The sequence below is a fragment of the Paenibacillus sp. S33 genome, assembly GCF_053615415.1.
In genome coordinates this window covers 269,072-286,440 of sequence record NZ_JBSIEZ010000002.1, presented here as the reverse complement: position 1 = coordinate 286,440, position 17,369 = coordinate 269,072, and the positions used below count along the sequence as shown (strand labels likewise).

At 40.4% G+C, this 17,369-nt stretch carries 1 protein-coding gene; it reads right to left on the bottom strand.

Translation table 11 applies throughout. The features are described from left to right. Positions 1-19: 19 nt before the first annotated feature. Positions 20-17,338, bottom strand: coding sequence for a non-ribosomal peptide synthase/polyketide synthase (locus ACWGXJ_RS26285; protein ID WP_452568127.1), 17,319 nt, complete (start codon positions 17,336-17,338; stop codon positions 20-22). Positions 17,339-17,369 lie beyond the last annotated feature (31 nt).

Sequence of the window (17,369 nt, the reverse complement as noted above, 5' to 3'; positions counted from 1 at the left end):
CCTTAAATACAAACTCTTTTTATTCGAAGTTATTCAATACGTCTTCAAACTCATCCATATTCAGATCGTCTACTGTAAAATCACTGAGTGTAGCTTCTGAATAGTCCATTTCTGCACAATGGGTTATTATGTTTACTAAATGCTTTTTAAAACTCACCGCTACCCCTTCAATAGTACTCTTCTCATACTCGCCCTGGTTGTAGCTAAAGTTTAATTCCAGCTTCCCGCCTTCTACAGTTCCGCCGTTAATATCAATACAATACTCACTTTTATAGTTTGGTCCTGTAGACTCTCCGGCAGGAATATCAGACACTCCAAATAAATTGTCTACATTATCCTGGTTGAATTGACCGAGGTAATTGAAGCTTATTTCAGGGTTTAGATTAAAATTTAAATCGGCTTTGTTTTCCGGCAAGGTAAGATATTTTAGTATGCCGTAACCTATCCCTTTGTTAGGTATCTGCCTGATGTTTTCTTTTACCGATTTGATCATGCGGGAAATATCGAGTTGTCCGCTGACATCTAACACCACGGGATACTGGGTGGTGAACCATCCCACGGTCCTGCTTATGTCAATGTCTTTAATGATTTCCTCCCTGCCGTGCCCCTCCAGACTGATCAGAACCTTATCATTTCCGGTCCATTCCCTCACTGCTAATCCCAAGGCGGTAAGCAATATGTCGTTTACTTCTGTGTTATAAGCATGGTTTACCCGCTTTAGCATCTTCTCAGTCTCTTCAATACTCAGCTCGATCTTGACGCTATTGTTATTCATATACCTTCTTTCTTCAATCTCTCGGTCTTTTGGAAGCGGTATTGTTTCAGTTTTTTCCAAATTGGTCCAGTAATTTATTTCTTTTAATAGTTCAGGGCTATTGGCATACTCATCAAGCCTCTGTGCCCAATCTTTGAAAGAGTCGGTCTTGTTGCTGAATTTTATTTCATCATTGTTTAGCGCCTGTCTGTATCCTATGTCCAAATCTTCCAGTATGATTCTCCACGATACCCCATCAACTACAAGGTGGTGAATAGCTATTAGCAGGTGGTCCCCTTCTTTAGTCTTAAACAGACCAACCTTAACTAAAGGACCGTTATACAAGTCCATGCTCCTCTGAATCCTCGACGCTTCCAGCTCTATTTTTTCCCGGTAATTATAGCTGTCCCTAAGGTCTACAATTTCCAATGAAAAATGTTCACCTTCAAGGTTTTTGTTGTATTGGAGTATATTTTGATCCTCTATTTTTACCACTGTTCTAAAAATATCGTGGTGCTCTACAAGCTTTGACAATACTTTTCGAATAATAGCTTCTTCAAATCCGTTACGCCCATATATCATTATTTCCTGATTAAAATGATGGATATCCTTGCTGTCTTGTTTATACAACCATCTTTGTATAGGTGTTATCGGTACTATGCCTTCTACCGGGCCTTGATGAATTCTTCGGCTTGTAGATTGTATATATTCGACGAGTTCCTCAATTACAGGATGTTTGAATAAGTCCCGCATTTCAAGCTTTAGCCCATGGACGTTAAGACGCGACATTACCTGTATGGCTTTTATTGAGTCTCCTCCAAGGCTGAAGAAATTATCTTTTACCCCGATGTTTTCAGTTTTTAGTACGTCTTCCCATACTTTGGCCAGTATTTCTTCTCTTTCGTTTCTAGGAACTACATGCTCTACTCCGGTATTAATATTCCCCTGTGGTTCAGGCAATGCTTTCCGATCAATTTTACCGTTGGCATTAAATGGCAGCTGTTCCAGATGCATGAAATATGCTGGTACCATGTAGTCAGGTAGTTCGTTTAAGAGATGCTCCCTTAGCTCGGAAATGGTCAATTCATTTTCCCCTACAATATATGCACACAGGTACTTCTTCCCTTGCTGCTCTTCCTTTGCAATAACCACTGCTTCCTTAATAGCAGTGTGCTTCACCAGATGTGCTTCAATTTCTCCAAGCTCTATTCTAAAGCCTCTTATCTTTACCTGGTGGTCGATCCTGCCCATGAATTCGATGTTCCCATCAGGAAGCCGCCTTACTAAGTCCCCTGTGCGGTACACTTTTTCGCCGGGAATAAACGGGTTAGGTACAAATTTTTCTGCTGTCAGTTCAGGTCTATTCAAATAGCCCCTTGCAAGACCGCTTCCACCTATCACAAGTTCACCGGCCACTCCTACAGGAGTTAATTGGTTGTGCTTGTCCAGTATATAAAGGTATACATTCTGTAAAGCTTTCCCTATAGGTACTGTTATAAGTTCTTCTGCTATTTTCTTTGTTATACTGTAACCCGCTGCATATATCGTGGACTCTGTAGGCCCATAGATATTTTCCAGAGATGTGTTCTCTGAGACATCGAAAAGCTCATGGACAAGCTTTTTGGGCAGCGCTTCTCCAGCAGCAAAAATATACCTGAGAGTTGATGGCAGTTTTATACCATTATCTTTTAAAGTATGCACCATTATATTCAGCATTGATGGTACAAAGTTTACATGGGTTATCTTATGCTTGTTTATTACCTCTACTAACTCCATAGCTTCCTTTTCCACACCTTGGCGTGATATTACAAGCTTTCCTCCGTTGAGGAACCAGCCAAATATCTCAGCTACGGATACGTCAAAGGTATAAGTTGTTTTAAATAGAAAAGCGTCTTCCGCTTTAAGCGGATACATGGCCTGGAGGGCTGTAATTATGTTTACAACGCTAGTATGCTCAATCATTCCACCTTTGGGCTTCCCTGTCGAACCTGATGTATAAATGACGTACGCAAGGTCCGAGGGTTTGTTTACATTTTCAAGCTTTGAGTTCTCTTCATTTAAATATTCTTCCTCCAGATATATAATATCCGCATCAATCTGCTTATTTTCCATAAAGGTCCTGGAGGTCAAAAGGATCTGGGAACCACTATCGTCCAACAAATACTTTATCCTTGTATCAGGATAATTAGGATCTATCGGCAGATACGCCCCTCCAGCTTTCAATATGGCAAATATCCCCACAATCATCTCAAATGAACGTTCGGCCATAATTCCTACAATACGGTCAGGCTTTACCCCTTTGTTCCTCAATACTCTGGCCAAATGATTTGCCTTTCCGTTCAATTCCCTGTAAGTCAAGTGCTTGTCTTCATATACCACAGCTATGTTGTCAGGTGTCCTTTCCACCTGCTCAGCAAACAGCTCATGTATGGTTTTGTCCTGCGGATAGTCTTTCTTAGTATTATTAAAGTCTATCAGCAACTGCTTTCTTTCTTCATGACTTAATATAATAAGCTTGTCAACTGACCCTTTGGGGTTATGGATAAACATATTTAAAATATTAATAAAATAGTCTATACACTCTTCTGCCTGTTTTCTTTCCAATACTTTGTCCGAGTAGATCAAGCTTATATTAAGATCATCGAATGTATTACTTACTGTAAAGTCAAGACTTGTATTGGTTGCTTCATATTCATCAACTGAAATTCTATCTTTAACATCACCGATTTCTTTGTTTATTATCTCGTTATATATATGAAAATCCACATAATTGAATATGGTATCAAATAAAGGATTTTCCTCTTTGTTTTCTTTTCCGCCCAGGATATTTATGATCTCAAATAAAGGCAGTCTTCCATAAAGCTTTAAGTTTATTAATTTCTTTTCTGCAACTTTTATCAATTCCTCCCATATATCGATTTTATCAAAACACATTTTGACGGGAACCGTATTTAAGAAGCACCCCAGCATCTTATCTCCATCTTCGCATACAGGTCTGTTATTTTCTACCAAACCTACGACAAAGTCATCCTCGTATGAAAGCATATTGAGCATATAAGTGTATGCAGCAAAGCAAAGTGTCTTTAAGCTTACATCATATCTTCTGGCAGTACTTCTTAAATCACCTAAAAATTCCTGACTTAAATGGCGTGTTACATGGTCTACTTTATAAGATTTTTTTGTTTTTCCATGAATATTTGCAGGCATATTCAACCTTTTATATTCACTTAATTCCTCTCTCCAATAATTAATTACTTCCTGGTTGTCCTTAATTGTCATTTGGTCTGCTATATAATCTTTATAGCTGCATTTAAGCCGTGTTGGTATATAATCTTTTTCTTGCTTAAGCTTAGAGTATAGGTTTGAAACTTCCGTAATCAATGAAGCAACACTCCAGCCATCCAGGATAGCATGGTGGAATATCAGAACCAGACAAATATGGTTTGCGTCAAGTTTGAATATTCTTATCCTCCAAAGGGGCTTTGATATATCAAACGGATTCGCTCTGTCATTTTCCAAATATTTGTTTATATACTCAACCTGCCCTGTCCTGCTAAAATTCATGATATCTATCTGCTCAATATCAAGACTACTGCCCTTGTAAACAATTTGCACAGGAGTTTCAAAATCCTCTAAATTAAAAACCGTCCTTAAAATATCATGTTTTGACGTCATTAGAAGCATCGCTTCTTTAAATGCTGGGAAATCAAAGTCTTTGTCATTCAGATGAAATGCAAATTGGTCATGATAAACTGCATTTTCATAGTCTTTTTTGGAATGATAAATCATACCCAGCTCTATGTGACTCATCGGATATATATCTTCCATGTCCGAAGGTAACTTTTCTGAGAGAGTTTCATTCATCAATATTCGCTGTTTAAATAACTCCAGTTCTTCCCTTGCTTTACCCATCTTACTGTTAAAAGCTTCCGTATCTTTTACTTTTAAGAATGCAGACAATCTCTCAATATCAGGATTCATGTATATATCCCTGATTTGGATGTTTATATCCAACTTTTTGCATATTGTGCTGACTAATGATATTGCACGTATAGAATCTCCGCCTATTTTAAAGAAGTTGTCCCTTATTCCTACCTGTTTTGCTCCAAGCACTTCCTGCCATATTTCAACCAGTTTCTCTTCCACTTCATTCCGCGGCGCTACATATTCTGTTCCCGTACTCATACTTCCGTCAGGCTCGGGCAATGCTTTCCTGTCTATTTTTCCATTAGGGGTCAATGGCAGCTTTTCCATCTGCATAAAGTAAGAAGGGATCATGTAGTCCGGGAGCTCTTTTGACAAGTGTTCCCTCATCCCCTGTACGGTTATTTCTTGATCCGGTACGACGTACGCACAAAGATACTTATTTCCGTCAGCTCCTTCTTTGTCCAATACCACTGCTTCTTTTATTGTTTCATGCTTTAATAACCGGTTCTCTATTTCACCCAGTTCTATCCTGTAGCCTCTTATCTTTACCTGATGGTCGATCCTGCCCAGGTATTCTAGGTTGCCGTCAGGCAGCCACCTTGCCAGGTCACCTGTCCTGTACATCCTTTCACCCGGTGCGAATGGGTTTGCTGCGAATTTTTCTTCTGTAAGTTCCGGTCTGTTCAAGTACCCTCTTGCCAGTCCATCCCCTGCTATACATAGTTCTCCCGCTACTCCTATCGGCTGCAGGCCCTTTTCCTTACTCACAACATATAACTTAATGTTATCTATGGGCTTTCCTATTGGTACAAGCTCCAATTCTTCTTCCGTGGAGCAGCCAAAGTAGGATACATCTACTGTTGCTTCTGTTGGTCCGTACAGGTTATGCAGGCTTGTTCCTTTTTCTTTGTACAGCAGCTTGTTGAACTTTTCTACTTGCTTCAGGTTCAGTGCTTCTCCACTGGCAAATACCTGCTTTAAGCTTGCTATTTCCTCTATTATCCCCTTTTCCTCTACATACTCTAAAAATACACTCAACATGGATGGTACAAAGTGCATTGTGGTAACTTTATTTTTTTCGATTGCCTTCACGATTTCTTCCGGATTTTTTTCTCCTCCCGGTATCAGCAGGCAGACTTTGGCCCCAGTAAAGCTCCACCACAATAATTCCCATACCGATACGTCAAAGGTATAGGGAGTTTTCTGCAGGATCACATCACCTTCAGCTATCGGGTATTGCTTCTGCATCCAGTTGATCCGGTTGATTACGGAGTAGTTCTCTATCATTACCCCTTTGGGTTTGCCGGTAGAACCGGATGTATATATTACATAAGCCAAGTTTTCAGGTTTACTAATTAACTTTGGATTTGATACATCCCCAGTAAATAGTTCCTGATTTTCTATGCTAATAAATTCAGCATTTCTGTAACTACCTTTAGCATTTATAAATTTATCCTGTATCAGAATAATTTGGCTGCCACTGTCATCAAGCATAAACTGGATCCTGTCTTCAGGGTATTCAGGAGCTATGGGTAAATAAGCCCCCCCAGCTTTTAGGACAGCCATGATCCCTATGATCATTTCCGGGGAACGTTCTACCATAATTCCCACTACACTATCAGGTTTTATTCCCTTTTCTCTTAATTTTCTGGCCAGTTGGTTTGCCTTTTCGTTTAGCTCCCTATAAGTCAGCTGTTTATCTTCAAACACTACAGCAATATTATTGGGTGTCCGTTCCACCTGTTCCTCAAAAATCTGATGGATGGTCTTTTCCCGAGGGTATCCTGCTTTTGTATTATTAAATTCATATAATATTTGATGTTTTTCGTCTTGTGACAGCATATCAATTTCTAATAGCCTTTTTTCAGGAAAGGCTGCTGCCTCTTCCAATACATTAAGGTAATGGGCAATAAGCCTTATAACTGACTCTTTCTTAAACAACCTGGTAGCATACTCCAATTCAAATGCAATACCGTCCTCTGTTTCCTCAGCGTTTAAAGTCAAGTCAAACTTGGATATTCTTACTTCACTGTCATAGGGCATAAACCTTAGCCCATCCATCTTCACTTCTGATGCCTCGATATTTTGCAGTACAAACATAGTATCGAAAAGTGGATTTCTGCCCAGATCCCTTTCCAGGTTAAGCTTATCTACCAGTTCTTCAAATTGGTAATCTTGGTTTTCGTAAGCCCTTAAGGAGTTTTCTCTTACTTCATTAAGGAAGTCCACAAAAGTCTTTCCACCTTGAGGGTGATTCCTCATGGCTAGCGTGTTTACAAACATACCAATAACGTCCTGAAGATCAGTATGCGGCCTTCCTGCAACGGGACTTCCAACTATAATATCTTCCTGTCCGGTGTACTTGGATAAAAGGACATTGTATGAAGCTAAAAGTACCATGTAGAGCGTGGCACCATTATTCACTGCAAGTTTGTTCAGTTTAACAGCAAGCTCCTTGCCTGCTTTGAAACTGATCACATCTCCCTCAAAACTCTGTATAGCTGGCCTAGGGTAGTCTAGCGGCATATTAAGCAAAGGAATTTCTCCTTTGAATACTTGGAGCCAGTATTCTTCCTGCTTACTAATTGTCCCATCAGCAAACAGCCTGTTCTGCCATACGGAAAAATCCTTGTACTGAATCTTAAGTTCCGGAAGTTCCTTACCTTCATACAGGCTCATAAATTCTCTTACCAGTATGTCGTCAGACACCCCGTCAGATATAATATGGTGCTTATCAAACATCATAATATATCTGTCTTCTCCAACTTTTATAAGCCCAACCCTAAGTAAAGGAGCCTCATCAAGGTCAAAGGTCCTAATAAATTCACTGGCTATTTTCGCAGCTCTTTCCTCATCGGTTTCCATATACATAACACTAAAATCCACATTGCTATGGACCTTTTGTACCGGTTTACCATCTATCATATGGAATGAGGTACGGAAAGACTCATGTCTGTCAACAAGCTCCCTAAAAGCCTGTTCAAAGCGCAGTTTATCGAGTTTGCCTTCAATTAGCATAATACCAGGCATGTTGTATGCCATCCCAACTGCGTCAAGCTGGTTTAGAATATACAGCCTTTTCTGGGCGGATGAAATTGGATAGTACTCCATCTCCCCAGCCGGCCCAATAGAATGAAATACACTCTCCTTTGCAATCTTGATGCACTCGGCAACTTCAGACATATTTGGGCTCTTAAATATTTCTTTAAGCGGTATGTTTACATTGAACTCTTTGTGAATCCTGGCAATAAGATTTGCTGCCCTTAAGGAATGTCCCCCCAGCTCAAAGAAATTGTCGTTTCTTCCCACTTTCTCTATACTAAGGATATCCTGCCACAACCCCGCAAGTTTCTCCTCCACTTCACCCAAGGGTGCGACATACTCTATTCCAGCATCGATATTGCCGTCAGGTTCGGGCAATGCCTTCCTATCTATTTTGCCATTGGGAGTCAGCGGCAGCTTTTTTAACTGCATAAAATAGGATGGTATCATATAGTCTGGAAGGTCCTTTAAGAGATGTCCCCTTAGTTCTGCTATTGTTAATTCATTTTCCCCTGCCACATAGGCACACAGATACTTGTTTCCCTTCTGATCTTCCCTTGCAATAACCACTGCTTCCTTTATTGAAACGTGCTTTAGCAGTTGTGCTTCTATTTCCCCCAGCTCTATTCTAAATCCCCTTATCTTTACCTGATGATCTACTCTTCCTAAAAATTCCATATTCCCATCAGACAGCCATCTGGCCAGATCCCCTGTACGATACATCCTTTCCCCTGGTATAAACGGGTTAGGTACAAATTTTTCAGCTGTCAGTTCGGGCCGGTTTAGATATCCCCTTGCAAGCCCTTCTCCCCCTATGCACAACTCACCCAAAACCCCTGTAGGCTGAGGTCTCAAGTGTTTGTCAACAACGTAGTATTTTATATTTTGCATTGGCTTTCCGATAGGTACACTCCCGGATTCCAAATAGCTTCCCAGTCTCTTTTCGTAATAACTGGAATCTATGGTGGACTCAGTAACCCCATAGCTATTAACAACCCGCAGTTTCTCTCCATACCAGGATTGTAATCTTTCATAATCTTCCACAGAGAGAGTATCTGATCCAAGTATAAGCAACTTGAGGCTATCAATAATCAAAGCATTATCATGGATATAATCCATAAGAGGAATAATCAGTGCCGGTGTGGATTCAAAGATGGTTATTTTATGGGTTTTAATAAGTGAATATAATCGTGCAGGATCGTATCTCTCCTCGGATGAACAAATAACCATTTGGCCTCCGTTGAGCAGCGTTCTCGAAACATCTCCCACAAATACATCAAAAGAAAAACTTGCGATTTGCAACAGCTTTACATCCATATCCGCAAGCCTATATTCCTTTTTCCATGCGTAAGATATGTTGACAAGACTTCTATGCTCTATCATGATCCCCTTTGGCTTTCCTGTGGTTCCTGATGTATAAATGACATATGCTAAATTACAAGATTTATTAATGACAGGAAGATTTTCTGTTCTCCCGTTGTAATTCACACAGTCATCAAAGCTTATAATATCAAGATCAAATTTAATTTTTTCTTTATGATGTTCTTGCGTAAGAATAATTCCAGCCAAGCTGTCATCGATCATATATCTGATTCGTTCTTCAGGATATTCGGTGTCTATGGGTAAATACGCGCCTCCTGCTTTAAATACAGCAATTACACCTATTATCATTTCTATGGACCGGTCTACCATTATAGCTACTACACTGTCAGGTTTTAATCCCTTGTCCCTTAAGATCCAAGCCAGTTGATTGGCCTTTTCATTAAGTTCTCCGTAAGTCAAGTATTTATCTTCAAATACTACTGCTATGTTATCAGGCGTCTTTTCCACTTGTTCTTCAAATAGCTCTTGTATGGTCTTATCCTTAGGATATTCTACTTTTGTATCATTGAAGCCATAGATTATTTGCTGTTTTTCCTCCTGGGACAACATATTTATTTCCGACAACCTTTTAAACGGATTTGCGGTTATCTCTTCCAACACGTTAAGGTAATGAGCCGCCAACCTTTTTATAGTCTCTTTTTTGAAAAGCCGAGTACAATATTCAAAGCTAAAAGCCATACCATCTTCACGCTCTATTGCATCAATGGATAGGTCAAATTTTGATATTCTATACTCTAGCCCGTTATTAAAAGGTCTGAAGCTTATACCAGGTACTGCAAATTCTACCTTAGAGGCATTTTGCATGGTAAACATAGTATCAAACAGTGGGTTTCTGCTCATGTCCCTCTTCAAGTTAAGCTTCTCAACCAGTTCTTCAAATTGGTAATCCTGATTGTCATAAGCCCTTAGAGCGTTTTCTCTTACTTCATTCAAGAATTCTACAAAGGTACTATCTCCCTTGGGGTAATTTCTCATAGCCAAGGTATTTACAAACATACCAAGGATATCCTGCAGGTCTGAATGTGGCCTTCCGGCTATAGGGCTTCCAACGATTATGTCTTCCTGTCCGGTGTGCTTAGACAGCAATATGTTGTATGCCGCGAGCAGTGTCATGTAAAGCGTAGCCCCATTATCCCTTGCAAGCTTGTTTAATTTATTCGTAAGCTCACTGCCTGCTTCAAAGCTAAAAAAATCCCCTTCAAAGCTTTGTATTACAGGCCTTGGATAGTCTAGCGGCATACTCAGTACAGGTATTTCTCCCTGGAATGCTTGGAGCCAGTATTCCTCCTGGCTGCTAATTCCGCCCTCATCAAACAGTTTATTCTGCCATACAGCGTAGTCCTTGTACTGTATCCGAAGTGCTGGAGGGTTGTTTCCTTCATAAAGATCCATAAACTCACGAATCAGTATGTCCATGGAGACACCATCGGATATAATGTGATGCATATCAAACATCATAAGATGCCTGTCTTCTCCCGTTTTTACAAGCTCTACCCTTAGCAGAGGAGCCTTGCCAAGATCAAAAGGTCTGGCAAATTCCCCAGCATACTCTGCGGCTTTTTCTTCGTTAGTTTCAAAGTACATCACGCTGAATTCCACATGGTCATGAACCTTCTGGACCGGGTTACCATCGATCATGTGGAACGATGTTCTAAGAGTCTCATGCCTTTTTACCAACTGCCTGAAGACTTCCTGGAAACACGCTGTATCAATGCTTCCTTCCAGCAGCATAATACCAGGCATGTTGTATGCTGTCCCTGCCCCTTCAAGCTGGTTTAGTATATACAGCCTTCTTTGTGCAGATGACATAGGGTAGTATTCCATTTCTCCTGCCGGTTGGATTGACTGATATAGGCTCTCCTTTGAGTCTTTAATATATCTGGCAATTTCTAAGATGGTTGGTGTCTTGAATATTTCCTTAAGAGGTATGTCTATATTGAACTCTTTGTGAATTCTTGCTACAAGGCTTGTTGCCTTTAACGAGTGTCCCCCAAGCATAAAAAAGTTATCATTTCTTCCTACCTTCTCTATTCCAAGGATATCCCGCCACAACAGCGCAAGTTTCTCCTCTATTTCTCCCGAAGGTACTACGTATTCTACGCCGGTATTAACATTGCTATCGAGCACAGGCAATGCTTTCCTGTCTATTTTTCCATTAGGGGTCAATGGCAGCTTTTCCATCCGCACAAAGTAGGAAGGGATCATGTAGTCCGGGAGCTCTTTTGACAAGTGTTCCCTCATCCCCTGTACGGTTATTTCTTGATCCGGTACGACGTATCCACAAAGATACTTATTTCCGTCAGCTCCTTCTTTGTCCAATACCACCGCTTCTTTTATTGCTTCATGCTTTAATAACCGGTTCTCTATTTCACCCAGTTCTATCCTGTAGCCTCTTATCTTTACCTGATGGTCGATCCTGCCCAGATATTCTAGGTTGCCGTCAGGCAGCCACCTTGCCAGGTCACCTGTCCTGTACATCCTTTCACCCGGTGCGAATGGGTTTGCTGCGAATTTTTCTTCTGTAAGTTCCGGTCTGTTCAAGTACCCTCTTGCCAGTCCATCCCCTGCTATGCATAGTTCTCCCGCTACTCCTATCGGCTGCAGGCCCTTTTCCTTACTCACAACATACAACTTAATGTTATCTATGGGCTTTCCTATAGGTACAAGCTCCAATTCTTCTTCCGTAGAGCAGCCAAAGTAGGATACATCTACTGTTGCTTCTGTTGGTCCGTACAGGTTATGCAGGCTTGTTCCTTTTTCTTTGTACAGCAGCTTGTTGAACTTTTCTACTTGCTTCAGGTTCAGTGCTTCTCCACTGGCAAATACCTGCTTTAAGCTTGCTATTTCCTCTATTATCCCCTTTTCCTCTACATACTCTAAAAATACACTCAACATGGATGGTACAAAGTGCATTGTGGTAACTTTATTTTTTTCGATTGCCTTCACGATTTCTTCCGGATTTTTTTCTCCTCCCGGTATCAGCAGGCAGACTTTGGCCCCAGTAAAGCTCCACCACAATAATTCCCATACCGATACGTCAAAGGTATAGGGAGTTTTCTGCAGGATCACATCACCTTCAGCTATCGGGTATTGCTTCTGCATCCAGTTGATCCGGTTGATTACGGAGTAGTTCTCTATCATTACCCCTTTGGGTTTGCCGGTAGAACCGGATGTATATATTACATAAGCCAAGTTTTCAGGTTTACTAATTAACTTTGGATTTGATACATCCCCAGTAAATAGTTCCTGATTTTCTATGCTAATAAATTCAGCATTTCTGTAACTACCTTTAGCATTTATAAATTTATCCTGTATCAGAATAATTTGGCTGCCACTGTCATCAAGCATAAACTGGATCCTGTCTTCAGGGTATTCAGGAGCTATGGGTAAATAAGCCCCCCCAGCTTTTAGGACAGCCATGATCCCTATGATCATTTCCGGGGAACGTTCTACCATAATTCCCACTACACTATCAGGTTTTATTCCCTTTTCTCTTAATTTTCTGGCCAGTTGGTTTGCCTTTTCGTTTACTTCCTTATAAGTCAGCTGTTTATCTTCAAACACTACAGCAATATTATTGGGTGTCTTTTCTACCTGCTCTTCAAACAGTTGATGTATAGTCTTATCCTTAGGATACCGGACCTTTGTATCGTTAAAGTCATATAGTATTTTCTGCTTTTCTTCCTGTGAAAGCATATCAATTTCTGACAACCTTTTTCCAGGATAAACCGTTATCTCTTCCAGAACATTAAGGTAATGGGCTGCAAACCTTTCTACAGTCTCTTTCTTGAACAGCCTTGTGGCATATTCCAAATCAAATGCAATACCTTCCTGGGTTTCCCGAGCATTTAATGTCAAGTCAAATTTGGATATTCTAAATTCATTTGTATAGGGTATAAACTTAAGCCTATCTATCTTCAATTCTGATGAGCCGGTATTTTGCAATACAAACATAGTATCAAAAAGAGGATTCCTGCTCATATCCCTCTTTACATTAAGCTTTTCCACCAGTTCTTCAAACTGGTAGTCCTGATTTTCATAAGCCCTTATAGAGTTTTCCCTTACTTCCTTTAGAAACTCAGCAAAGGTCTTTTCTCCCTGGGGATAGTTCCTCATGGCTAAAGTATTTACAAACATACCTATTATGTCTTGTAAATCTGTATGAGGTCTTCCAGCTATAGGGCTTCCCACTATAATATCTTCCTGCCCCGTATACTTAGACAGCAGTATGTTGTATGAAGCAAGCAATGTCATGTAAAGAGTAGCCCCATTATCCCTTGCAAGCTTAATAAGTTTTCCCGTAAGCTCACTGCCTGCTTCAAAACGGATAAAACCTCCGTCAAAGCTTTGAACCGAAGGCCTTTGGTAATCTACTGGCATATTCAGCACAGGAATTTCTCCATTAAATTCCTGGAGCCAGTATTCCTCCTGCTTCTTTATTTTGTCCCCAGCAAATAGTTCCTTCTGCCAAACAGAATAGTCCTTGTACTGTATACGGAGGGAAGAAGGGTTATTTCCTCCATACATATCCATGAACTCATGTACCAGTATATCCATGGACGTACCGTCAGATATGATATGGTGCATGTCAAACATCATGACATGCTTGTCTTTTCCCGTTTTCACAAGGCCTACTCTTAGCAGCGGAGCAATTCCAAGATCAAACGGCTTTATAAATTCTTTTACGATTTCCCCCACTTTTTCTTCGTCAGATTCTAGATACACTACACTAAAACCCACAGGATCATTGATCTTCTGGACGGGTTCACCCTCTATGAAATGGAAAGATGTTCGAAGGGTCTCATGCCTATTTATAAGCTGTTGGAAGGTCTTCTGAAAAAGCTCCAGATCAATACTGCCTTCAACCAGCAAGCTGCCTGGCATATTGTATGCTGTCCCTGCTCCTTCAAACTGATTTAATATATACAGCCTTCTTTGGGCTGATGACATAGGGTAGTATTCCATCTCTTTAGCAGTTTGGATGGATTGATATATACTCTCCTTTGCTTCCTTCATATACCTTGCTATTTCCGCTATAATTGGAGCCTTAAATATTTCCTTAAGAGGCATGTCTATATTGAACTCTTTGTGAATTCTCGCTACAAGGCTTGTAGCCTTTAAAGAGTGTCCACCTAACATAAAGAAGTTGTCATTTCTTCCTATCTTCTTAATTCCAAGGATGTCTTGCCAAATCAGTGCAAGCTTCTCTTCAAATTCGCCTATAGGCGCTTCATACTCTATTCCCGTATTTATATTACCTTCGGGTTCAGGCAATGCCTTCCTGTCTATCTTGCCATTAGCTGTCAATGGCATTTTTTCAAGCTGCACAAAGTATGATGGTACCATGTATTCGGGCAGTTCTTTTAAGAGATGCTCCCTTAGTTCTGATATTGTCAGCTCATTTTCTCCCGCTATATATGCACACAGGTATTTACTGCCCTGATGGTCTTCCTTTGCAATCACCAAAGATTCCTCAATTGAAGGATGCTTTAGCAGTTGTGCTTCTATTTCACCAAGCTCTATCCTAAAGCCTCTTATCTTTACCTGGTGGTCTATTCTACCCAGGTATTCCATTTCTCCATCAGATAATAACCGGACCAGGTCTCCAGATCTATATAACCTCTCTTCCGGCTTGTACGGATTTTGAACGAACTTTTCCTTTGTAAGCTCCGGTCTTCCAAGATATCCTCTGCAAACTCCGTCTCCTCCTACACAAAGCTCTCCGGCTACTCCAATGGGAACAACTTTCATGTTCTTATCCATTACATATGTTGTAAGGGTTGGTATAGGCCTTCCTATGCTGCTCACATTAGATCTAATTTCTTCCTCTTCTATCTCTTTATATGTGACATGCACTGTTGTCTCGGTTATTCCATACATATTGATGAGTCTAGTCTGCGGGTACTTCTTTCTCCATTCCTTCAACAATGCAGGCTTTAATGCTTCCCCTCCGAATATGACATATCTTATCTTAAGTTCTTTTTCTTCATATGATACTTCTTCATTGGCTATATTATAGAAGGCTGAAGGTGTCTGATTTAATACGGTCACCTTCTCATTCCTTAGAAGTCTCAGATACTCTACATTGCTGCGTGCTGTCATTTTAGGAACTACCACCAATCTGCCCCCATATAACAACGCCCCGTACATCTCCCATACGGAAAAATCGAAACTCATAGAATGAAACATAGTCCATACATCATTTTCGTTAAAATCAAACTGCATTTTACTGTTAAATAACAGCCTTACTATGTTTCTATGCTCTATCATTGCCCCTTTGGGTTTACCTGTAGAGCCTGAGGTATATATTAAGTAAGCTAGATCGGAAGGTTTATTTACCTCCGATAAGTTATATTGTTCATCTGAATATTCCTGCTCATCTTCTAAATTTATTACTGTACCTATTGATGTATATTTGTCTATAAAATGTGATTGGGTCAACAGGATCACTGCCCGGCTGTCTTCCAGCATATGACTTATTCTTTCCTCAGGATAATCTGGATCTATGGGAAGATATGCCCCTCCTGCTTTTAATACCCCTAGGATTGCTACTATCATCTCAAGTGAGCGTTCTGCCAGAATACCTACGATACTGTCCGGTTTGACTCCTTTAGCCCTTAATACATGGGCCAACCCATTTGATTTTTTATTGAGTTCACTATATGTAAGCTTTTTACCCTCAAATACCACAGCTACATGATCAGGGTTCTTCTCTGCCTGCTCTTCAAAAAGCTGATGGATAGTCTTGTTTTTAGGATACTGTGCCTCTGTAGCGTTAAAGGTATATAGGATTTGCTGTTTTTCTTCCTGTAACAGTACATCAATTTCCCACAACCTTTTTTCAGGGCATACCGTTATCTCTTCAAGAACGGTTATGTAATGGGTTCCAAACCTTTTTATTGTCTCCTTCTTAAACAGCCTGGTACAATATTCAAGGTTAAATGTTATACCTTCTTGACCCTCTACCACTTCAAGCATAAGGTCAAATTTTGCCTTTCTGCCTTCCAGCCAGTTGTTGTATTGTTTGAAGTTTATACCCGATGCTGCAAATTCTGTCTTGTTTGAAGTGCGCAGTGCAAACATAGTGTCAAAAAGAGGATTCCTGCTCATGTCCCTCATGAGATTAAGTTTTTCTACAAGTTCTTCAAACTGGTAGTTCTGATTTTCAAAAGCCAAAAACGCATTTTCCCTTACTTCCTGCAAGAATTGGACGAAGGTCTTTTCTCCCTCAGGATAGTTCCTTATGGCCAAGGTATTTATAAACATACCAATGATACCCTGCAGGTCAGCATGGGGCCTTCCGGCTACAGGACTTCCAACTATGATGTCTTCCTGTCCAGTGTATCTGGACAGGAGTACGTTATATGCAGCCATCAGTACCATGTATAAGGTAGCTCCATTATCTGTTGCAAGCTTATTTAGTTTGACTGAAAGTTCAGGGTTTATTTCAAAGCTTACAGCATCTCCTTCAAAACTTTGTACCGCCGGTCTTGGATAGTCAGTAGGCATATCCAGTACCGGTATATCACCCTTAAATGTCTGGAGCCAGTATTCTTCCTGCTTCTTTATTGAGTCTCCGGCAAACATCTCCTTCTGCCATACAGAAAAATCCTTGTACTGTATCCGTAGTGGCAAAAGGGTCTTCCCTTGGTACAAATCCAAAAACTCACTCATAAGTATATTGACTGATATACCATCTGATACTATGTGGTGCATGTCAAACATCATAACACGCCTGTCTTCGTTCGTTTTTACAAGTCCTACTCTCAGTAATGGAACTTGGCTAAGATCAAAGGGCGTTATGAATTCTTTGACTATTTCTGCTGCTTTTTCTTCATCCAGTTCCAGGTACGTAATACTGAAATCCACGTAATCATGAACCTTTTGTACTGGTTCACCCTCAACCATATGAAATGATGTGCGCAGAGCCTCATGTCTTTTTACTAGCTCCTTGAATGCCTGTTCGAAGCGTACTGCATCAATGTTTCCTTCCAGCAGTACGACGCCTGGCATGTTATATGCAGTACCTGCTCCTTCAAGCTCGTTTAGTATATACAGCCTTTTCTGGGCAGATGACATAGGGTAAAATTCCTGCTCTCTGGCAGAAGGTATTCCAGAAAAGGCATTTGGCGTATATTTTGAAACATCTTTTCCTTTTTCTTTTAGCATCGTCTCAAATAGCTTTCTTTTTTCTGGAGAAAGAGATTCTATTCTTTTCATCAAATTATCCATAACTTCGTCCCTCTTCTCTATTTCATCTCTT

What these genes read in the sequence shown, in the direction of transcription:
- ACWGXJ_RS26285 (WP_452568127.1), bottom strand. Translation starts at nt 17,338, where the DNA reads ATGGATAATTTGATGAAAAGAATAGAATCTCTTTCTCCAGAAAAAAGA.